Origin of the sequence: Streptomyces sp. NPDC015242 (assembly GCF_043079125.1) — a bacterium.
Taxonomy (GTDB): domain Bacteria; phylum Actinomycetota; class Actinomycetes; order Streptomycetales; family Streptomycetaceae; genus Streptomyces.
Window position 1 is genome coordinate 360,770 of sequence record NZ_JBIBUF010000009.1, and the last position, 18,705, is coordinate 379,474.

21 protein-coding genes and 1 riboswitch are annotated in these 18,705 nt (G+C 73.9%); of the genes, 11 read left to right on the plus strand and 10 right to left on the minus strand.

Features of this window, described 5'->3' with window-relative positions; all coding sequences use genetic code 11:
- Position 1: 1 nt before the first annotated feature.
- The 3 genes from ACF07N_RS29685 to ACF07N_RS29695 form a co-directional block, all read right to left on the minus strand.
- Positions 2 to 937, minus strand: a complete 936-nt coding sequence (locus ACF07N_RS29685; RefSeq protein WP_383332038.1) for a cobalamin biosynthesis protein — start codon at positions 935 to 937, stop codon at positions 2 to 4.
- A gap of 99 nt (positions 938 to 1,036) precedes the next feature.
- Positions 1,037 to 1,196: riboswitch (cobalamin riboswitch) on the minus strand.
- Positions 1,197 to 1,311: 115 nt separating this feature from the next.
- Complete coding sequence (locus tag ACF07N_RS29690; protein WP_059422310.1) at positions 1,312 to 1,533, minus strand: hypothetical protein; 222 nt, start codon at positions 1,531 to 1,533, stop codon at positions 1,312 to 1,314.
- Positions 1,534 to 1,566: 33 nt separating this feature from the next.
- Positions 1,567 to 2,796, minus strand: coding sequence for an anion permease (locus ACF07N_RS29695; protein ID WP_383332040.1), 1,230 nt, complete (start codon positions 2,794 to 2,796; stop codon positions 1,567 to 1,569).
- 297 nt (positions 2,797 to 3,093) lie between these two features.
- Here ACF07N_RS29695 and ACF07N_RS29700 point away from each other — a divergent pair, with 297 nt between their 5' ends.
- The 3 genes from ACF07N_RS29700 (at position 3,094) to ACF07N_RS29710 (ending at position 6,659) form a co-directional block, all read left to right on the plus strand.
- Positions 3,094 to 3,825 (plus strand): class II aldolase/adducin family protein, encoded by a 732-nt coding sequence (locus ACF07N_RS29700; RefSeq protein WP_392118680.1) that lies wholly within the window; start codon positions 3,094 to 3,096, stop codon positions 3,823 to 3,825.
- A 68-nt stretch (positions 3,826 to 3,893) separates the two neighbouring features.
- Positions 3,894 to 5,015 carry an alpha/beta hydrolase gene (locus ACF07N_RS29705; protein ID WP_392118683.1) on the plus strand — a complete coding sequence of 374 codons (1,122 nt, stop codon included), beginning with the start codon at positions 3,894 to 3,896 and terminating at the stop codon, positions 5,013 to 5,015.
- 243 nt (positions 5,016 to 5,258) lie between these two features.
- The gene (locus ACF07N_RS29710; protein ID WP_383332046.1) at positions 5,259 to 6,659 is read left to right on the plus strand and encodes a hypothetical protein; all 1,401 of its coding nucleotides are present in this window, start codon (positions 5,259 to 5,261) and stop codon (positions 6,657 to 6,659) included.
- Here ACF07N_RS29710 and ACF07N_RS29715 read toward each other — a convergent pair.
- Positions 6,656 to 7,069: a VOC family protein gene (locus tag ACF07N_RS29715; protein ID WP_383332048.1), complete on the minus strand. Its 414-nt coding sequence runs from the start codon at positions 7,067 to 7,069 to the stop codon at positions 6,656 to 6,658. The two genes, ACF07N_RS29710 and ACF07N_RS29715, sit on opposite strands and share 4 nt — an antisense overlap.
- A 223-nt stretch (positions 7,070 to 7,292) precedes the next feature.
- Between ACF07N_RS29715 and ACF07N_RS29720 the strand changes: the two genes are divergently transcribed.
- The 3 genes from ACF07N_RS29720 to ACF07N_RS29730 all read left to right on the plus strand — a co-directional run bounded on the left by ACF07N_RS29720 (position 7,293) and on the right by ACF07N_RS29730 (position 10,426).
- Complete coding sequence (locus ACF07N_RS29720; RefSeq protein ID WP_383332050.1) at positions 7,293 to 8,891, plus strand: ABC-F family ATP-binding cassette domain-containing protein; 1,599 nt, start codon at positions 7,293 to 7,295, stop codon at positions 8,889 to 8,891.
- A 362-nt stretch (positions 8,892 to 9,253) separates the two neighbouring features.
- Entirely contained in the window at positions 9,254 to 9,472 is a 219-nt protein-coding gene (locus ACF07N_RS29725; RefSeq protein WP_010037790.1) for a helix-turn-helix domain-containing protein, read from the plus strand.
- A gap of 150 nt (positions 9,473 to 9,622) precedes the next feature.
- A complete protein-coding gene (locus tag ACF07N_RS29730) occupies positions 9,623 to 10,426 on the plus strand; it encodes an enoyl-CoA hydratase/isomerase family protein (protein WP_383332053.1) in 804 nt (267 codons plus the stop codon).
- A 29-nt stretch (positions 10,427 to 10,455) separates the two neighbouring features.
- Here ACF07N_RS29730 and ACF07N_RS29735 read toward each other — a convergent pair whose 3' ends face one another.
- Positions 10,456 to 11,169, minus strand: a complete 714-nt coding sequence (locus ACF07N_RS29735; RefSeq protein WP_383332055.1) for a nucleopolyhedrovirus P10 family protein — start codon at positions 11,167 to 11,169, stop codon at positions 10,456 to 10,458.
- An 88-nt stretch (positions 11,170 to 11,257) separates the two neighbouring features.
- On the opposite strand from ACF07N_RS29735, the gene ACF07N_RS29740 reads away from it, so the two are divergent.
- From ACF07N_RS29740 to amaP, 5 genes are read left to right on the plus strand one after another with little or no spacing between them, the layout of a single operon-like run.
- Positions 11,258 to 11,734: an Asp23/Gls24 family envelope stress response protein gene (locus ACF07N_RS29740; RefSeq protein WP_383332057.1), complete on the plus strand. Its 477-nt coding sequence runs from the start codon at positions 11,258 to 11,260 to the stop codon at positions 11,732 to 11,734.
- Between the two features lie 46 nt (positions 11,735 to 11,780).
- Positions 11,781 to 11,966, plus strand: coding sequence for a hypothetical protein (locus ACF07N_RS29745; RefSeq protein WP_311683857.1), 186 nt, complete (start codon positions 11,781 to 11,783; stop codon positions 11,964 to 11,966).
- Positions 11,963 to 12,346, plus strand: a complete 384-nt coding sequence (locus ACF07N_RS29750; protein ID WP_392118690.1) for a hypothetical protein — start codon at positions 11,963 to 11,965, stop codon at positions 12,344 to 12,346. The genes ACF07N_RS29745 and ACF07N_RS29750 overlap by 4 nt, the downstream gene beginning before the upstream one ends.
- Positions 12,343 to 13,026 carry a DUF6286 domain-containing protein gene (locus tag ACF07N_RS29755; RefSeq protein WP_392118693.1) on the plus strand — a complete coding sequence of 228 codons (684 nt, stop codon included), beginning with the start codon at positions 12,343 to 12,345 and terminating at the stop codon, positions 13,024 to 13,026. The genes ACF07N_RS29750 and ACF07N_RS29755 overlap by 4 nt, the downstream gene beginning before the upstream one ends.
- A gap of 5 nt (positions 13,027 to 13,031) precedes the next feature.
- Complete coding sequence (gene amaP, locus ACF07N_RS29760; RefSeq protein WP_383332065.1) at positions 13,032 to 13,610, plus strand: alkaline shock response membrane anchor protein AmaP; 579 nt, start codon at positions 13,032 to 13,034, stop codon at positions 13,608 to 13,610.
- A gap of 11 nt (positions 13,611 to 13,621) precedes the next feature.
- Here the strand turns inward: amaP and ACF07N_RS29765 are convergent, their stop codons facing one another.
- The 5 genes from ACF07N_RS29765 to ACF07N_RS29785 all read right to left on the minus strand — a co-directional run bounded on the left by ACF07N_RS29765 (position 13,622) and on the right by ACF07N_RS29785 (position 18,513).
- Positions 13,622 to 14,377, minus strand: coding sequence for an SDR family oxidoreductase (locus tag ACF07N_RS29765; RefSeq protein ID WP_383332067.1), 756 nt, complete (start codon positions 14,375 to 14,377; stop codon positions 13,622 to 13,624).
- A 5-nt stretch (positions 14,378 to 14,382) separates the two neighbouring features.
- The gene (locus ACF07N_RS29770) at positions 14,383 to 16,179 is read right to left on the minus strand and encodes a glycoside hydrolase family 15 protein (protein WP_392118696.1); all 1,797 of its coding nucleotides are present in this window, start codon (positions 16,177 to 16,179) and stop codon (positions 14,383 to 14,385) included.
- A 162-nt stretch (positions 16,180 to 16,341) separates the two neighbouring features.
- Entirely contained in the window at positions 16,342 to 17,136 is a 795-nt protein-coding gene (locus tag ACF07N_RS29775) for an SURF1 family protein (protein WP_383332071.1), read from the minus strand.
- A 49-nt stretch (positions 17,137 to 17,185) separates the two neighbouring features.
- On the minus strand, positions 17,186 to 17,419 hold the full coding sequence (locus ACF07N_RS29780; protein ID WP_114251243.1) for a hypothetical protein: 234 nt from the start codon (positions 17,417 to 17,419) through the stop codon (positions 17,186 to 17,188).
- A gap of 101 nt (positions 17,420 to 17,520) precedes the next feature.
- Positions 17,521 to 18,513, minus strand: a complete 993-nt coding sequence (locus ACF07N_RS29785) for a DEDDh family exonuclease (RefSeq protein ID WP_392118700.1) — start codon at positions 18,511 to 18,513, stop codon at positions 17,521 to 17,523.
- Between the last annotated feature and the right edge of the window lie 192 nt (positions 18,514 to 18,705).

The window sequence follows — 18,705 nt, forward strand, 5'->3', positions numbered from 1 at the left end:
CTCACTTCCCCCTCTTCAGCAACCGCGCGCCGGCGCACACCCCGAGCGCCAGCCAGGTGACGCGCCGCGAGAGCCGCACGGCCCGTTCGACATCGCGCCGGGCGACGGCCCGCCCGCCGGTGTTCAGCACGGGCCGGTGCTCCACCCGCCCGCCGTACGACAGCGTCCCGCCCAGCCGCACCCCGAGCGCCCCCGCGAACGAGGCCTCCACGGGTCCGGCGTTGGGACTGGGATGCTGCGCCGCGTCGGCCCGCCAGGCGCGCACGGCCCCGCGCGGATCCGGCCCGGCCAGCACCGCGAGCACGGCGGTCAGCCGCGCGCCCGGCCATCCCGCGAGGTCGTCGAGACGCGCCGAGGCCCATCCGTAGCGCCGGTACCGGGCCGACCTGTGCCCGACCATGGCGTCCAGGGTGTTGACGGCCCGGAACCCGAGCAGCCCCGGCACCCCGCCGACGGCCCCCCACACCAGCGCCCCGACCACCGCGTCGGAGGTGTTCTCGGCGACGGACTCGACCACGGCCCGGGCGATCCCGTCGGCGTCCAGGGCCTGCGGATCCCGTCCGCACAGATGAGGCAGCCGCGCCCGGGCCGCCTCGACGTCCCCCGCCTCCAGGGCCCGCCCGATGGTCTCCGCCTCGCGGGCGAGCGACGTACCCCCGACGACGGCCCAGGTGGCGGCGGCGGTGAGCGCGACGGAGGCGACGGCGCAGGGACGTACGGCACGCTCGGCGACGGCCCCGAGGGCGACGGCTCCTCCCACGCACACCGCGGTGTGCAGCGCGCCCCACCCGCGGTGGTCCCGCCACAGCACCCGTTCCACGGCACCCGCGGCCCGCCCGAACGCGGCGACCGGATGTCCCCGGCGGGGGTCGCCGAGCAGCAGGTCACCGATCAGGCCGGCGGCGGCACCGTACGCGAAGACGCGACCGGCACCCATGGGCTCAGCCGCCCAACAGGACAGGCAGGGGTGGGGTGCTGAACCTCGATCGGCAGCCGCGCATGGCGATATGTGTCCTCACTCAGGGTGTCCGCGCCCTGGTTCGACGTGACCGGCGGTGAGAGTTCCTGGCTCCCGGGGGATGGCTACCCCGGTGACAGTGGCGGGACCGCGCCGGACTCACACCGGCTTCCTCTCCTGCCGCCGTACTGGCCCCGGAAGTCCACCACGGGCGCGAACCGCCGTCAACTTGCCCTTGACCTGCGCGGGGAGAGTGTGGAGAACCCCACACCGCCCCCACCCGCACACGACGACCGGGCGGCACGGGACCCGGGTCCCGTGCCGCCCGGCGGACACGCTGTGCGATCGGGGCGTCAGGCCACGATCAGGTAGATGCCGTAGCCGACGGCCGCCGCGCACGCGGCGAAGCACGCGTACGCGCCCGTCACCGCGAGGCCGGCGGAGCCGCCCTGCGCCACCGCCCGCTCGCGGCGCGACAGGCCGGTGATGCCGAGGGTGAACAGGCCCACGAGGGCCACGGTGACCACGAGGCTGACGCCGAAGACGGAGCCGAGGGCCGCCCAGTCGATCTTCATCTCTGCTGCTTCCTTGTGAACCGGTGGGCGGGGTCAGACCGAGGTGGCGGTCGTGGAGGGCGTCCGCTCTGCGGTCGCCTGGGCCGGGATCGGCGGCACGTCGCCCGCGGGAGGCGGCGTCACCGCGGCCATCGCCGTGGTCACCACGCCGGCCGGCTCGTCGTCGGTGTCGTTGACGTTGGTGTGGTCGACGACCTCGCGCCGGGAGATCTTCCAGATGGCCGCCGACGAGGCGACGAGGAAGACGGCCACCGCGGCGGTGCCCCAGGCGCCGAAGCCGGTGACGTACTCGGCGAGCGCGCCCACCAGGGCGGCGGCCGGCAGGGTCAGGCCCCACGCGACGAACATCCGCGTCGCGGTGGACCAGCGGACGACGCCGCCCTTGCGGCCGAGGCCCGCGCCCATCACCGCGCCGGACACGGAGTGGGTCGTGGAGAGGGAGAAGCCGAGGTGCGAGGAGGCCAGGATGACCGTGGCCGCGCTGGTCTGGGCGGCGAAGCCCTGCTGCGGCTGGAGGTCGGTCAGGCCCTTGCCCATGGTGCGGATGATGCGCCAGCCGCCCAGGTAGGTGCCGAGGGCGATCGCGACGCCCGCGGACAGGATGACCCACATGGGCGGGTCCGAGTCGGGCGCGACGGCGCCGCCGGCGACCAGGGCCAGGGTGATGACGCCCATCGTCTTCTGCGCGTCGTTGGTGCCGTGCGCCAGGGAGACCAGGCCCGCCGAGGCGATCTGGCCGGCCCGGTAGCCCTTCGCGGACGCCTTGCCGTCGGCCTTGCGGCCCAGGGAGAACGTCAGCCGCGTGGCCAGCATCGCCGCGATGCCCGCCACCAGCGGGGCGGCGACCGCCGGGATCAGGACCTTGGTCACCAGCACGTCGCCGTGCACCGCGCCGACGCCCGCCGAGGCGATCGTGGCGCCCACGAGGCCGCCCATGAGGGCGTGCGAGGAGCTGGACGGCAGTCCGACCAGCCACGTCAGCAGGTTCCACAGGATCGCGCCGACCAGGGCGGCGAAGATGACTTCGGGACGGATGCCGGCCTCGTCGACGAGGCCCTTGGAGATCGTGTTGGCGACTTCGACGGACAGGAAGGCGCCGACCAGGTTCAGGACCGCGGACATCGCGACCGCGGCCTTCGGCCGCATGGCGCCCGTGGAAATGGTCGTGGCCATCGCGTTCGCGGTGTCGTGGAAACCGTTCGTGAAATCGAACGCGAGTGCGGTTACCACCACAATCGCGAGGATCAGCGAGAAGCTTTCCATTTACCCAGGCAATCGTTCGAGGTCATTGGCTGGACGAACGTAAGTAACCCGAGTGAACGGAAGATGAACTGGGAGGGGCGCAGGGGTGTCCACAACAAGGGTTCGGCGTTCGCCCTGCTGTCAGGCTCCCCACACCCCCGCGGTCCAGGCTCTCCCCGCGTCCCTCTTCAGCCGATCGAGTGACCCGCGGTCGTGTACGACCTGCCCCCCCCGCGGGTGCCGTCACGGGTGGCCGGTTTCCGGCCCGAAGTGCCCCCGCGGGGTGGTGCGCCGGCCCCGCCCTGGCAGGATCGCGCCATGGCCGAGCAGCGAGACGACGAGCGGGACACGGGCGGAACCCCGGACGGCGGGCCGGGCGCGGGGGAGCCGCGGCGCAGGAGGGCCCGCCCCGAGGAGGCCCGCGCCTGGGAGGACCTCGTCGCGACGGCCCGCCGCACGGTCGCCGAGGGACTCGTCGTCGGCACGTCGGGCAACGTCTCGGTGCGCGTCGGGGACACCGTCCTGGTCACCCCGTCCGGCGTCCCCTACGACCGCCTCACGCCCGCCGACGTGACCGGCGTCGGCCTCGACGGCCGGCAGGTCCTCGGCACCCTCGTCCCCACCAGCGAGCTGCCCATGCACCTCGCCGTCCACCGCACGACCGACGCCCGTGCCGTCGTGCACACCCACGCCGTCCACGCCACGGCCGTGTCCACGCTCGTGACCGAGCTGCCGCTGATCCACTACATGGCCGCGGCCCTCGGCGGACCCGTCCGGGTCGCGCCCTACGCCACCTACGGCACCGAGGAACTGGCCCGGAACATGCTGCGCGCCCTCGACGGCCGCTCCGGCTGCCTCCTGCAGAACCACGGCACCGTCACCCATGGCGCCACCCTCGACCAGGCCTACGACCGCACGGCCCAGCTGGAGTGGATGTGCCGCGTGTGGCTCACCGCCGCGTCGGTGCCGGGCCTGACCCCCAGCCTGCTGACCGAGCGGCAGCTGGGCCAGGTCCAGGAGCGGCTGCGCGGCTACGGCCAGCGCGGCTGACCCGGGCGCCGTCACCCCGCCGCCGTCTCCCGCTGGTCGCCCGTGGACCGCGCCGGGACACTGGAGCGGTGCGCACTGCCAGAGCGACGGCCGCTGCCGTCTCCGCCGCCCTCGGGGCCGGTGCCGCCGCGGTGGCGGCCGGCCGGCTCGCCAGCGACGCCGCGCTCAGGGCGCGCCCCGGCCGTCCGCTGCCGACCGAGCCCCGGCTCACCGTGCACGGCACCGCCGCCGGGCAGATCACCCTCACCCGCGACCTGGCCGCCCTGCGGCCCGGCCGCTACGGCCTGTCCGGCGACGGCTGCCACGCGATCGTCGGACCCGTCCTGCCCGGCGCCCCGCACACCGCCGACACCGTCGTGCGCCGCCTGGAGGGCGTCACGCACGGCACCCTGCGCCCCGGCGACCCGGCCTGGCTCACCCCCAACGTCCACGTGGGCGACCCGGGCTCCGCGCTCGGCGTCGCACACGCCGACGTCGACGTCCCCGGAGAGCTCGGCGCCCTGCCCGCCTGGTTCGTGCCCGGCGCCCGGGACACCTGGGTCATCGCCGTGCACGGCCTGGGCACCACCCGCGAACTCGCCCTGAACGTCCTGGGCTTCCTGCACCGCAACCACTTCCCGGTGCTCGCCCTCGCCTACCGCGGCGACCTCGGCGCACCCCGCCCGCCCGACGGCCTGAGCCACCTCGGCGAGACCGAGTGGCGCGACCTCGACGCCGCGATCCGCTACGCCGTGCGCTACGGCGCCCGGCAGATCGTGCTGCACGGCTGGTCCACCGGCGCCACCATGGCCCTGCGCGCCGCCGAGCGCTCCGGACTGCGCGACCACGTCTCCGGGCTCGTCCTCGACTCCCCGGTGCTCAGCTGGGAGACCACCCTGCGCGCCCTCGCCGCGGCCCGCCGCACCCCGGGCGCGCTGCTGCCCCTCGCCGTGCGCGCCGCCCAGGGCCGCACCGGCCTGCCCGGCGACCGCGGCACCAGCTCCTACGACGGCCTGCGCGTCCCGGCCCTGGTCTTCCACGGCCCGGACGACACGGTCGCCCCCTGGCGGCTGTCCCGGCGGCTCGCCGAGGCCCGGCCCGACATGGTCTCCCTGCGCACCGTCGGCAACGCCCCCCACGGAGCCATGTGGAACGCCGACCCCCAGGCCTACGAGGAGGCCCTCCGGCGCTTCCTGACCCCTCTCATGTGACCCTCCGCCCGGCACCTCCCGCGGCCCGGCCGCATGCACCCCCCCGTTCACGCCCCCTTCGCCGTCCCGCAACCGCCTCCGGGCCCGCTCCCACCGACCGGTCGGGACGATTCCGTTTAGCGCCGTACCACTGGCCGGTTCCCCGCCCCGCACCGCTCACGGAGCCCGGTGCGTTGGCCATCCCCGTCGCCCGCCGTGACATTCCGTTTGGGATTTCCGACCGTCAACCGGAAGACTGCCCCCGTGACGTCCCGTATCCCGCGCGACTCCAGGCTCCGACTCGTCCGCCCGCGACCCCTGGCCGCCGCCCCCGCAGCGATGAACCAGCGGCGCTCGCGCCGCCCCGCCCCACGCCCTCCGGAGGGCACCCCGGCACCGGCGGAGCTGGCCAGAATGGCACGCTCAGGTCTGGCCGGCGCGGCTCGCGTCGCCCGCTGGGCCGACGCGGCGCTCGGCCCCGGAGGGGACAGCGCCACCGCCGACGGCAAGGCCACCCTCTCCGCGGCGACCGCCGAACGGGCGGCCCGCGACCTCGGCCTGACCCCGGCTCAGGTCAGAGCCGACTGGGACACCGCCCGGCTGGCCGGCCTCGTCGAGGTGCACGGCGACAGCGCCCGCCCCGGCTGGCGGCTGCGCGCCTGGGACCGCGACGACAGCGCCGTGCTGCGCGGCTGGGTCGCCCTCTTCGACGCCTGGTCGCTCGCCTTCCCGGAACCCGAGGAGCACGAGCCCGCCGCCGTCGCCGAGGTCGTCTCGGCCATGCCCCAGGTGCTCTCCTTCCTCCAGCTGTCCGCCGGGCCCGTCCCCGTCGAGCAGCTCCTCGACCTCCTGGAGCAGCGCGTCACCGAACTGCGCACCGCGCGCTGCGAGATCCCCTACGGCCCCCAGCCCGAGCCGGCCGCCGAACCCGAGCCCGCCGACGCCCCGCTCGCGCCCCTCCTCGACTGGGCCCTGCGCGCCCTCGCCTCGGTCGGCGCCCTCACCTGCGGCGACGGCCAGGCCACGCTCACCCCGCTCGGCAGCTGGGCCGTCTGGGTCAAGCTGGAGCAGATCTGCGTCGCCGCGCAGAGCCCCGCCGGGAACATCGAGCAGTCCGCCGAGGACATGCTCCGCGGCTGCGCCCAGCTGCGCCCCAACGCGGCCCGCGCCGAATACCGCGCCTGGCTCGCCGCCCGCACCGTCGGCAGCGCCGTCACCGAGCTCCTCGGCGCCGCACGGGGCGAGGACGCCCTGCTGCGCGGTCTCGCCTTCGAGGCGCTGCGCGTCGTCGGCGCCCCCGCCGAGCCGGACGTGCGCGCCGTGCTGGACGAGCCCACGCTCCGGCCGTACGCGCTGCTGTGGCTCGCCGAGCACGACGGCGCCGACCCGGAGGACGCCCACGAGGTCCTCACCCGGGAGGAGGCGACCTGGCTGTGGGTGGACACCGCCGCCGCCGTCGCCGACCACGGGGAGGCCCCGCTGCTCGTGCGCCACCTGGAGTCCGCGGTGCAGCCGACCGTGCCGATGCTCCTCGACGAGGTGCGGGCCGTGGGGCATCCGCGCACCGTGCAGGTCCTGGTCGCACTCGCCGCCGCCCATCCGGACCCGGCCCTCGCCAAGGCCGTGCGCCGGGCCGCCTTCCAGGTGCACACCGGCGGCAGCTAGCCCCCCGTCTCCGGCGCGTAGGTGCCGAAGCTCCACACGTTGCCCTCGACGTCCCGGGCCATGTAGTCCCGGGAGCCGTAGTCCTGGTCCGTCGGGGGCATCAGGATCTCCACGCCGTGCTCCACGGCGCGGCGGTGGTGCGCGTCCACGTCGTCCACCACCACGTAGACGCCCGTGGTGCCGGCGCCCTTCATGGCCCGGTCGAAGACGCTGCCGGTGCCGCGGGTGCCGATCATCACCACGCCGTTGCCCTGCGCCAGCTCGGCGTGCAGCACCGAGCCGTCCTCGCCCTCGTACACGGACAGCTCCGTGAAGCCGAGGGCCTCCGTGAGCTGGCGGATCGCCGCCTTCGCGTCCCCGTACAGCAGCGTCGGGCAGATGCCCGGGCGCCCCGCGGACGTGCCTGCCATACCGATCACTCCTTGTGCGCGGTCGCCGTGGTCCGGACCCGCTGTCCAGTCTGGCACCGCCGGCCGGCGCCGACCCGGCGAGACGAACCGAACACGCGCACACAGAAAAAGTGGTTGCACCGCCCCGTTAGACTGTTGCCCATGGCCATTCTCCTCGCGCATTAGACGGCGGGAACGTCCTCAGCCGCCCATCCCGCCCCCGTATCCGCCCTGGAGTCTGTCCGTGATCTCCGCCTCCGGTATCGAGCTGCGCGCCGGTGCCCGCGTCCTCATCGAAAGCGCCACCTTCCGGGTCGCCAAGGGCGACCGCATCGGCCTGGTCGGCCGCAACGGCGCGGGCAAGACCACCCTCACCAAGTGCCTGGCGGGCGAGGCACAGCCCGCCGGCGGCACCATCACGCGCTCGGGCGAGGTCGGCTACCTCCCGCAGGACCCGCGCACGGGCGACCTCGACGTCCTCGCCCGCGACCGCATCCTGTCCGCCCGCGGCCTGGACGTCCTGATCCGCAAGATGCGCGAGAACGAGCAGCGCATCGCCAACGGCCAGGGCGCCACCCGCGAGAAGGCCCTCAAGCAGTACGAGCGCCAGGAGACCGAGTTCCTCACCAAGGGCGGGTACGCCGCCGAGGCCGAGGCCGCCACCATCGCCGCCGCGCTCAACCTGCCCGACCGCGTGCTCGGCCAGCCCCTGCACACGCTCTCCGGCGGTCAGCGCCGCCGCATCGAGCTGGCCCGCATCCTCTTCTCCGACGCGGACACCCTGCTGCTCGACGAGCCGACCAACCACCTCGACGCCGACTCGATCGTCTGGCTGCGCGACTACCTCAAGACCTACCGCGGCGGCTTCATCGTGATCTCCCACGACGTCGACCTGGTCGAGACGGTCGTGAACAAGGTGTTCTACCTGGACGCCAACCGCGCCCAGATCGACGTCTACAACATGGGCTGGAAGCTCTACCAGCAGCAGCGCGAGGCCGACGAGAAGCGCCGCAAGCGCGAGCGCGCCAACGCCGAGAAGAAGGCCGCCGCCCTGCACTCGCAGGCCGACAAGATGCGCGCCAAGGCCACCAAGACGGTCGCCGCGCAGAACATGGCCCGCCGCGCCGACAAGCTGCTGTCCGGCCTGGAGGCGGTGCGCCAGTCCGACAAGGTCGCCAAGCTCCGCTTCCCCGAGCCCGCGCCCTGCGGCAAGACCCCGCTGATGGCCGAGGGCCTGTCGAAGTCGTACGGCTCGCTGGAGATCTTCACCGACGTCGACCTGGCCATCGACAAGGGCAGCCGCGTGGTCATCCTCGGCCTCAACGGCGCCGGCAAGACCACCCTGCTGCGGCTGCTCGGCGGCGTCGAGCAGCCCGACACCGGCATGGTCGTGCCCGGGCACGGCCTGAAGCTCGGGTACTACGCCCAGGAGCACGAGACCCTCGACCCGGACCGCACGGTCCTGGAGAACATGCGCTCCGCGGCGCCCGACATGGACCTCGTCGAGGTCCGCAAGGTGCTGGGCTCGTTCCTGTTCTCCGGCGACGACGTCGACAAGCCGGCCGGGGTGCTCTCCGGCGGGGAGAAGACCCGCCTGGCCCTCGCCACCCTCGTGGTGTCCTCGGCGAACGTGCTGCTGCTCGACGAACCCACCAACAACCTCGACCCGGCCAGCCGCGAGGAGATCCTCGGCGCGCTGCGCACCTACAAGGGCGCGGTCGTCCTCGTCACGCACGACGAGGGCGCGGTCGAGGCGCTCCAGCCGGAGCGCATCATCCTGCTGCCGGACGGCGTCGAGGACCTGTGGGGCGCCGACTACGCGGATCTCGTCGCCCTGGCCTGAGTCCCGCCCGGGCGTCAGTGCCGCTTGATCGAATGCGTGATCAACGGCGTATGGATCATTCGGCCCATCGGTGATCCATCATCTGTGTGAGATCTCCTCGTACCGAGGTGTGTCCTACATCAATTGCGCGGCCGTGTCCCTGATCCTTCCGGGCCCGGCCGTCGCGCCTCTCTGACCTGGCGTTTCCCGGAACGATCCGTTCGGCCGCACGGGCGGCGCTCTTCGGAATCACGCATTCCGCATGTGGGGATGTGCTCCTGTCGTCACGTCCGTGTCTCACGGACCTTGCCGAATGGGTGGCCATCGGGGCCCGGAGGGGTGATCATGAGGAGACCAGAGCGCACTTCCTTGAGGAGGCACGGGTGGCCGAGACTCTGAAGAAGGGCAGCCGGGTGACCGGCGCCGCGCGCGACAAGCTCGCGGCAGACCTGAAGAAGAAGTACGACGCCGGTGCGAGCATCCGGGCGTTGGCCGAGGAGACCGGCCGCTCGTATGGCTTTGTGCACCGCATGCTCAGTGAGTCGGGCGTCACGCTGCGAGGGCGTGGCGGGGCGACCCGGGGCAAGAAGGCCACGGCCTGACCCCGGGTGGCCCCTCGGCTTCGATGGTGGCCACCCGGTCGTTCGCCTGACCGGCCGGGTGGTTACTGTGCAGTCACTTAGCTGTGTCCTGCTCCGGCGCACAAGCCGGCGTACGGCACGGAAGACGACCGCACGCATCGGAGGCGTCCCATGGCTTCGCCCGACAAGGACCTCGTTCCCGTACTCGACAAGGACGGCGTACGGCTCACCGTCGACGACGCGATCGCCACGGTGACGCTGACCAACCCGGCCAAGCGCAACGCGCAGAGCCCCGCTCTGTGGCGGGCGCTGACCGAGGCCGGGCGGCAGCTGCCGGGCTCCGTCCGCGTCGTGGTGCTGCGGGCCGAGGGCAAGTCCTTCTCGGCCGGGCTCGACCGGCAGGCGTTCACGCCCGAGGGCTTCGACGGGGAACCGTCGTTCATCGACCTCGCGCGCGGCGACGACGCCGAGTTGGACGCGACCATCGCCGAATACCAGGAGGCGTTCACCTGGTGGCGGCGCAGCGACATCGTCTCCGTCGCCGCCGTCCAGGGGCACGCCATCGGGGCGGGCTTCCAGCTCGCCCTCGCCTGCGACCTGCGCGTCGTCGCGGACGACGTGCAGTTCGCCATGCGCGAGACCAGCCTCGGGCTCGTGCCCGACCTGACGGGCACCCATCCGCTGGTGGGCCTCGTCGGATACGCCCGCGCGCTGGAGATCTGCGTGACCGGGCGCTTCGTCACGGCCGACGAGGCCGTGCACACCGGCCTGGCCAACGTGGCCGTGCCCGCGGACCAGCTCGACGACACGGTCCGCGACCTCACCGCCGCCCTCCTCGCCGCGCCCCGCGACGCCGTCGTCGAGACCAAGGCCCTGCTGCGCGGCGCCCAGGAGCGCACCTACGAGGAACAGCGCCGCGCGGAGCGCCAGTCCCAGGCCCGCAGGCTGCGGGACCTCGCCGGCATCGGCGACTGACACCGCCGCACCCGGCCCGCCGGGCGCGGTCAGCCGAGCGCGCTCACCACGACCGCCACCGTCGGATGGTCCGGCAGCACCGCGCCGACCGCCGTGCGGACCGCGCGGGCCACATCACCGGCCCGGTGCTCCGCCGCCACCGCCACCTCCAGCCGGACGTGGCGGTGCGGCAGCGCGGCCCCGGCCTGCCGTTCCTCGATGTGCACCGGGTGGCCCAGGGTCCCGGTCAGCCGCAGCACGCCCGGCACCTCCAGCGCGGCGGCGGCCACGCGGCCCTCGTCGCCGCCCTCCACCCGTTCAGCGGGCGGCGGTCCGGCAGGTTCCGTCTCGGGCTCCGCTTCCGGTTCCTCCTCCAGCAGGCCCGTCACCTTCAGGTCGACCTCCGTCACCGCGAGGCCGACCTGCCGCGCGGCCGCCGTCGCCAGCGCCTCCCGCACCAGCGACGCCGTCGCCGGCAGCGGCCGCGCGCCGGTGGCCGCGATCTCCGCCGTCACCCGCAGCGGTCCCGGCGGCAGCGCGCTCGGCGGCGCCGGCACGGCCGGTTCCCCGGTGTCCTCCGGGTCCGCGAGCGCGATCCGGAGCGCGTCCAGGCGCACCCCCGGGGCACCGCGCGCCGCGCGCCCCAGCACCGCCTCCGCCGCTCGTTCGGCGATCCAGGCGCCGTCCCGCGCCTCACCCAGCGGCAGAAGCCTGCCCAGACCCAGTTGATGTCTCACTGCACGCGTCCATCGGTCGGCCGTCATTCCTCCAGCCTGCCGCATCAGGGGCGCGCTTCCACGTAACCGTGCTTACGGTGGTCAGCAGGACGACGACCGAAAAGGACGTGCGGCGATGACTGACATGACCGAGAACCGGGGCGGGGAGAGCGAGACGGCGGCGGCGCGCAGAAGCCCCCTGACCAAGCGCGGCGGGGGAGACCCGGGCTCCCGGGGCCGGACGACCATCGCCGACGGCGTCGTGGAGAAGATCGCCGGACTGGCCGCACGCGACGTGGACGGCGTGCACGCCATGGGCAGCGGCCTGTCCCGCACCTTCGGAGCCGTGCGCGACCGCGTGCCCGGCGGCCAGAAGTCGGGCGTGACCCGCGGGGTGAAGGCCGAGGTCGGTGAGGTGCAGGCCGCCCTCGACCTGGAGATCGTCGTCGACTACGGCGTGTCGATCGCCGACGTGGCCCGGGACGTGCGGGAGAACGTCATCACCGCCGTCGAGCGGATGACCGGCCTGGAGGTCGTCGAGGTCAACATCGCGGTGAGCGACGTGAAGCTGCCGGACGAGGAGGAAGAGGAACCGGAGCGCCGGATCCAGTGAGGCACGGGCCAGGGCACGGCACAGCGGATGAGGAGCTGAGGAGCGCATGAGCATGGGCGTGGCCGGAATGATCGCCGGCATGGCGCTGGCCTTCGCCGGATATTTCGGCGGGTTCGGAGCCTTTCTGCTGGTGGCGGCGCTGGGCGCCGTCGGCTTCGTCGTCGGCCGGTTCCTTGAGGGGGACATGGACTTCGGCGACTTCTTCCGCAGCCGTGACGAACGGCGGCGGTGACGCCCGTGAGCACGGGGGCGAGTGAGCTCGACAGACCCCTGACCGTCGTCCCGCCGGGTGAGCGCGGCGCGACCGGCATCGCCGACCGGGTCGTCGCGAAGATCGCCTCGCAGGCCGCCCGCGAGGCCGTCGGGACGCTGCCGCCCGGCGCCGGCCGGCCGTCCGCCAGTGTCACCGTCCACCACGACGTGGTCCACGTCCGGGTGCACGTGGAACTGGGCTACCCGTGCGACATCGGCGACCGGTGCCGCCGCGTGCGCCGCCGGGTGGTCGAGCGGGTGGGCACCCTGGTCGGCATGCACGTGCCGGAGGTCGTCGTCCAGGTGGAGGAGCTGCATCTGACCGGGGCGCCCGGCGCCGGACAGCGGAGGACGCGATGAGCGAACCCCAGGGCACGCGACCCGGGGACACGGAGTCCGCAGGCGCCACACGGCACCTGCCCGTCCTGCACGAGCCCGGGGCGGACGACGGCGGCGGACCCGAGCGGCCCCCGCACCCGGCCGGCGAGGAGGGCGGCCGCGCGGGCCGCTTCTGGTCGGCGCGCCGCGTCCCCGCGGCCGTCGTCGCGCTGCTCCTGCTGGGCCTGGCGGGACTGTTCCTCTACGACATCGTCTCGGTGCGCGCCGGCCGGCCCGGCATGGCCTGGCGCCGGGACCTGTCCCGGCAGCTCGCCGAACGGCCCCTGGACGACACCTGGGTCCTGGTCGGCGCCGGTGTCGCCGCCGCGCTCGGCCTCTGGCTGATCCTGCTGGCCGTCACCCCCGGGCAGCGGCACGTGCTGCCGATGCGCCGCACCCACGCCGACGTACGGGCGGGACTGGACCGGGACGCCGCCGCGACCGCCCTGCGCGACCGGGCCATGGAGGTGGCCGGCGTGCAGTCGGCCCGGGTCCGCGTGCGCAGGCGCCGGGCGCACGTCCGCGCCCTGTCGCACTTCCGCGAACTGGACGACGTACGAGCCGACCTGGACGCCGTGCTCGGCGACGCCGTGCGCGGCCTGGGACTGTCCCGGCCGCCCTCGCTGTCGGTGCGGGTACGGCGCCCGGGCCGGAAGGGATGACGACGATGATCAGGGGCGTCAACCGGGTGTTCCTCGGCCTCCTGGGCCTGGTGCTGCTGGTGCTGGGCGGCTCGGTGCTGGCCGTCGGCCTCGGCGCGCCGGCCCCCTCCTGGTGGATCCACGGCAGTGAGCACGACGTGCTGCTCAGCGATGCCGAGCGCACCCGCTGGCGGGACTCCGGCTGGTGGTGGCCGGTCGTCATCGCCGCGCTCGCGGTCCTGCTGCTGCTCGCCCTGTGGTGGCTGGTCGGGGTCCTGCGCAGGCGCCGCCTCGCCGAGGTCCTGGTCGACACCGGTGACGGCGAGGGCGCGCTGCTGCGGGGCCGGGCCCTGGAGCACGTCCTCACCGAGGAGGCGGCTCGGATCGACGGCGTCGACCGGTCCCGCGCCCATCTGACCGGCCGCCGCACCGCCCCCGAGGCCCACGTACGCCTCGCGCTGGAGCCGCACGTGGACCCCGGCACCGCCCTGACCGACTTCACGGCCGGTGCCCTGACCCATGCCAGGACGTCGGCGGGGCTCGCGTCGCTCCCGGCCGAGGTGCGCCTGCGCGGGGTCAAGCACGGTGCCGAACGGGTCAGTTGAGAAGGGGCCGGTCAGAACCCGTGCCGCGCCCCGCCGTCCACCGGCACCATGACGCCGGTCAGATAGGACGCGGCCGGCGACAACAGGAAGGCGGCGACCCGCCCGAACTCCTCCGGCGCGCCGTACCGGCGCAGCGGGATCCGCGACTCCGAAGCCGCCCGGGTCGCCTCGGGGTCGGCCGACAGCGAGTCCAGCTCCCGCACCCGGTCGGTGTCGATCCGCCCGGGCAGCACACCGACGACCCGGATGCCGCGCGGCCCCAGCTCGTCGGAGAGCGACTTGGCGAACCCGGCCAGGCCCGGCCGCAGCCCGTTGGAGATGGTCAGCCCGGGGATCGGTTCGTACACCGAGCCGGACAGCACGAACCCGATGACGCCCCCGGCCTCCAGTTCGGCGGCCGCGGCGCGCGCCAGCCGCACCGCGCCGAGGAACACCGACTCGAACGCCGTCTGCCACTGCTCGTCGGTGTTGTCGGCGACGAACCCGGCCGGGGGCCCGCCCACGCTCACGAGGAGACCGTCGAAGCGCCCGAAGTGCTCCCGCGCGGCCCCGATCAGCACGGCCGCCGCGTCGGGGTCGGCGTTGTCGACGGCCACCCCGACCGCGTTCGGGCCCAGCGCCGCGGCCGCCTCGGCGACGCTCTTGTCGTCCCGCCCCGAGACCACCACCTTTGCGCCGTCCGCGACGAGCTCACGCGCGGAGGCGTTGCCGAGGCCGCGCGTGGCCCCGGTCACGACGTACACCCGGTCCTTCAGTCCAAGATCCATGGTCCCTATCCTGCCCCGTCCGTCCCGAACAGGGCGAGGGCGGTGTTGACCAGGCCGATGTGGCTGAACGCCTGCGGGAAGTTGCCGAGCTGCCGGCCGGCCACCGGGTCGTACTCCTCGGCCAGCAGGCCGACGTCGTTGGCGAGCCCCACCAGACGTTCGAACAGCTCGCGCGCCTCCTTGGTGCGGCCGGTCATGAACAGGGCGTCCGCGAGCCAGAACGAGCACACCAGGAACGTGCCCTCGCTGCCGGGCAGCCCGTCGACGTCCGCCGGGACCTCCGAGTCGGTGGTGCTGTAGCGCCGCAGCAGGCCGCCGTGGTCCAGTTCCTCGCGGACGGCGTCGATCGTGCCGATCACCCGCGGGTCGTCCGGGGGCAGGAACCCCACACGCGGGATGAGCAGCAGCGCGGCGTCCAGCTCCCGCGAGCCGTAGGCCTGCGTGAAGGTGTTGCGCTCGGGGTCGTACCCCTTCTCGCACACCTCGCGGTGCACCTCGTCGCGCAGGGCGCGCCAGCCGTCCAGGTCGCCGTGCAGCTCCGGATGCTGCTCCAGGGTGCGCACGGCGCGGTCGGCGGCCACCCACACCATCACCTTGGAGTGCACGAACTGGCGCCGGCCGCCGCGCACCTCCCACAGCCCCTCGTCGGGCTGCCGCCAGTTCTCCCGCAGGAAGTCCATCAGGGCCGTCTGCACCGCCCACACGTCCGGCTTCGGCGACAGGCCCGACTCGCGGGCCAGCGACAGCGAGTCCATGACCTCGCCGTAGACGTCCAGCTGGAGCTGGTTGACGGCGTCGTTGCCGATGCGGACGGGCGTGGACTCGTCGAAGCCGGACAGCCACGGCAGCTCGAACTCCGGCAGCCTCCGCTCGCCCGCCAGGCCGTACATGATCTGCAGGTCGGCCGGGTCGCCCGCGACCGCGCGCAGCAGCCAGTTCCGCCAGGCCTCGGCCTCCTCCTGGTAGCCCGCCGCCAGCAGCGCGCCCAGGGTGAGGGTGGAGTCGCGCAGCCAGCAGTAGCGGTAGTCCCAGTTGCGCACGCCGCCCGGCTCCTCGGGCAGCGAGGTCGTGGCGGCGGCGACGATGCCGCCGGTCGGCGCGTAGGTGAGCGCCTTGAGGGTGATCAGGGAGCGGACGACCTCGTCCCGGTACGGCCCGTCGTAGCGGCAGCGTGACGCCCAGGCCTGCCAGTCCTCCACGCTGTGCCGCAGCGACTCGAAGGGGTCGACGAGCGGCGGGCGCGGTTCGTGGGAGGGGTGCCAGGTCAGCACGAACGCGACCTTCTCCCCCTTCTTCACGGTGAATTCCGCGTGCGTGCCGAAGTCCTCGCCCCAGCTGGTCACTTCCGGCTCGCTGCGCAGCCAGGTGGAGTCCGGGCCTGCGACGGCGACCCGATGGCCGTCCGAGCGGCGCATCCACGGCACGATCGAGCCGTAGTCGAAGCGCAGCTTCAGCACGCTGTGCAGTGTGACCTCGCCGTCCAGGCCCTCGACGATGCGCACGAGGTCGGGAGCCTCGTCGCGCTGGGGCATCAGGTCGGTGACCCGGACCGAGCCCTGCCCGGTCTCCCACTCGGTGTCCAGGACGAGGGTGTCGCGGCGGTAGGCGCGCCGGGTGCACCGGTCCGCCCCCACGGGGGCGATGCGCCAGTAGCCGTTGTCCTCGTCACCGAGCAGCTTGGCGAAGCAGGCGGCCGAGTCGAAGCGGGGCAGGCACAGCCAGTCCACCGATCCGTCCGTGCCGACCAGGGCCGCGGTCTGCTCGTCGCCGATGATCGCGTAGTCCTCGATGCTGGGGTGCACGGAGTGCGGGTTCCCGGCAACTCGGCGTGGCAATCAGGGCGGGGGCCGGGGGAGTGACTTTCGGCCGACGGCGGCGGCACCGAGGCCCGGGACGACGGGCCGGCGCGGCTCTCGTGGCCGGCGCGGCTCTCGCGACCGCCGCGGCTCTCATGGCCGGCGCGGTCAGACCGCCGCGGGTGCCACCTCGCCGGACTCCTGCTTCTCGGCCGCCGCCTGCGCCCGGTCCCGGGCCTCGCGGCGGGCCAGGATCACCCAGCCGACCGGGACGGCAGCGGCGAACAGCCACCACTGGACGGCGTACGCGTAGTTCAGCGCCGCGTCCTCCTTGCCGGGGTTCCCCAGCAGCTCGGGGGTGTCGCCCTTGGGCTCGGGCGCCGTCAGGGCGAGGTAGCCGCCGAGCACCTCGGCGTGCAGGCGGCGCGCCTGCTGCTCGCTGTTGATCAGCATGATCTGCCGGTCCGGCAGGTCCTTGAGGTTCTTGATGCCGCTCGCCGCGGTCGTCTCGCTGGGCATCAGCCGCCCCTGGACGGTGACCTCGCCGGCGGGCGGTGCGGGGACCTCAGGGAACGCGGCCTGGGTCGGGCCGGAGGGGACCCAGCCCCGGTTGACCAGCAGCACCTTGCCGTCGTTCAGGACGAACGGGGTCAGCACGTGGTAGCCGACCTCGTCGTCGGAGCTGGTGCGGCGGCGGACGACGACCTCGTCCTCGGCGTCGAAGCGGCCCTTCGCGGTCACGGTCCGGTACCGCTCGGTGCTCGTCACGGTGTGCCCCGGCGCGGTCAGCCGCTCCACGGGCACGGGATCGGCGGCCAGCGCGTCGGCGACCAGCCGGTTGCGGGCGGTGCGCTCCTCGTAGCGGTGCATCTGCCAGATGCCCAGCCTGATCATCGTGGGGATGAGAAGCAGGGCGACCAGGGTCAGGATCACCCACTGCCGGGACATCAGGAAGCGGTACACCCCACGACCGTACAACTCGGTCGTGGGGTGCGTTCACGGGGGTACGGGTTCAGACCTTGTCGACAATTCCCACCTTTCCCTCCGCGCGGGCGCAGTGGGCGCCGCAGTACCAGTGCCCTTCGACCTCCACGCCCTGCCCGATGATCTGCACCCGGCAGTGCTCGCAGATGGGGGCCATGCGGTGGATCGCGCAGGCGAAGCAGTCGAAGACGTGCACCGCGCCCTGCGCGTGCACCTCGAAGGTCATTCCGTACTGATTGCCACAAACCTCACAGGTCGCCATGGGCCACAGGGTGGGCCGTACCCCCGGCCCGGGCGAGCGGCCGCCGGGCGAGTCGCCCGGCAATCACCCGTCCGTACGGTCGCCCCGGGCCGCGCCCGCGCTCACCCCTCGGACGCCGGCTCCACGTCACCGAGGAGCTGCCCGAAGGCCGCCTCGTCCACAACCGGGGTGCCGAACTGGCGGGCCTTGACCACTTTGGACGTGCCCGAGTCCGGGTCGTTCGTGACGAGCAGGCTCGTCAGCCGGGACAGGCTCGTGGCGACGTGCAGCCCGGCCTCGGTCGCGCGGTCCTCCAGCAGCTCCCGCTCGGTCGAGGTGTCACCCGAGAAGGCGACCCGCATGCCCTGCTTGAGCCGCCCGCCCGGCTCGTAGCGCCCCGGGTTGGGGTAGGGGCAGGCGGGGCGCTTGCGGGAGGGGCGCCAACTGGTGGGGCGCTGGCCGCCGTAGCCGGCCTGCTGCCCGATGCGGGGCGCGGCGGGACGGTCCGACCACTCCGTGAGCGGCCGGCACTCGTGCAGCGGCAGCCGCAGGTTGTTCGCGGCAGCGGCCAGCAGGCTGGGGCGGAACGCCTCCGCCAGCACGCGCGCGTCGTCGAGCGCGTGGTGCGCCCGCCGCTGCACGACGCCGAAGTGCGCCGCGAGGGACTCCAGCTTGTGGTTGGGCAGCGGCAGCCCGAGCTCCTTGGAGAGCGCGATGGTGCACAGCCGCTGGCGCACCGGCGCCTCGCGCTGCGCCCGCGCGTACTCGCGGGCGATCATCTGCCAGTCGAAGACGGCGTTGTGCGCGACGAGGACCCGTCCCGTCAGCCGGGCCGTCAACTCTCCGGCGATCTCCCGGAACAGGGGCGCGCCCTCCAGGGCCTCGCTCGTCAGCCCGTGGATCCAGACCGGGCCCGGGTCGCGCTCCGGGTTGACCGTCGTGTACCAGTGGTCCTCGACCTCGCCGCGCGCGTCCAGCCGGTAGACGGCCGCGGAGATGATGCGGTCGTCCCGGGCCAGGCCCGTGGTCTCCACGTCGACGACCGCGTATCCCCGGGGATACGCGGCCGGCCACGCCGTGGCGGAGAGCGCTGCGGTCGTCAGGTCTTCGAGCATGGTTCACGAGGATACGGGCCGGGACTGACACCACCGCCCGCCAGGTGCGCGCCCGCGCCTTCTCCGATGCCCCCTCAGGCGCCTTGTCCGGCTTGTCCGTTCACGGGGCGTACGTCTGCTCGACCGCCGCCCGTTTGGCGGAGATCGCCAAGAAGCAAGCGCGTACCGTCGTCCATACTTGTCGGTAACAAC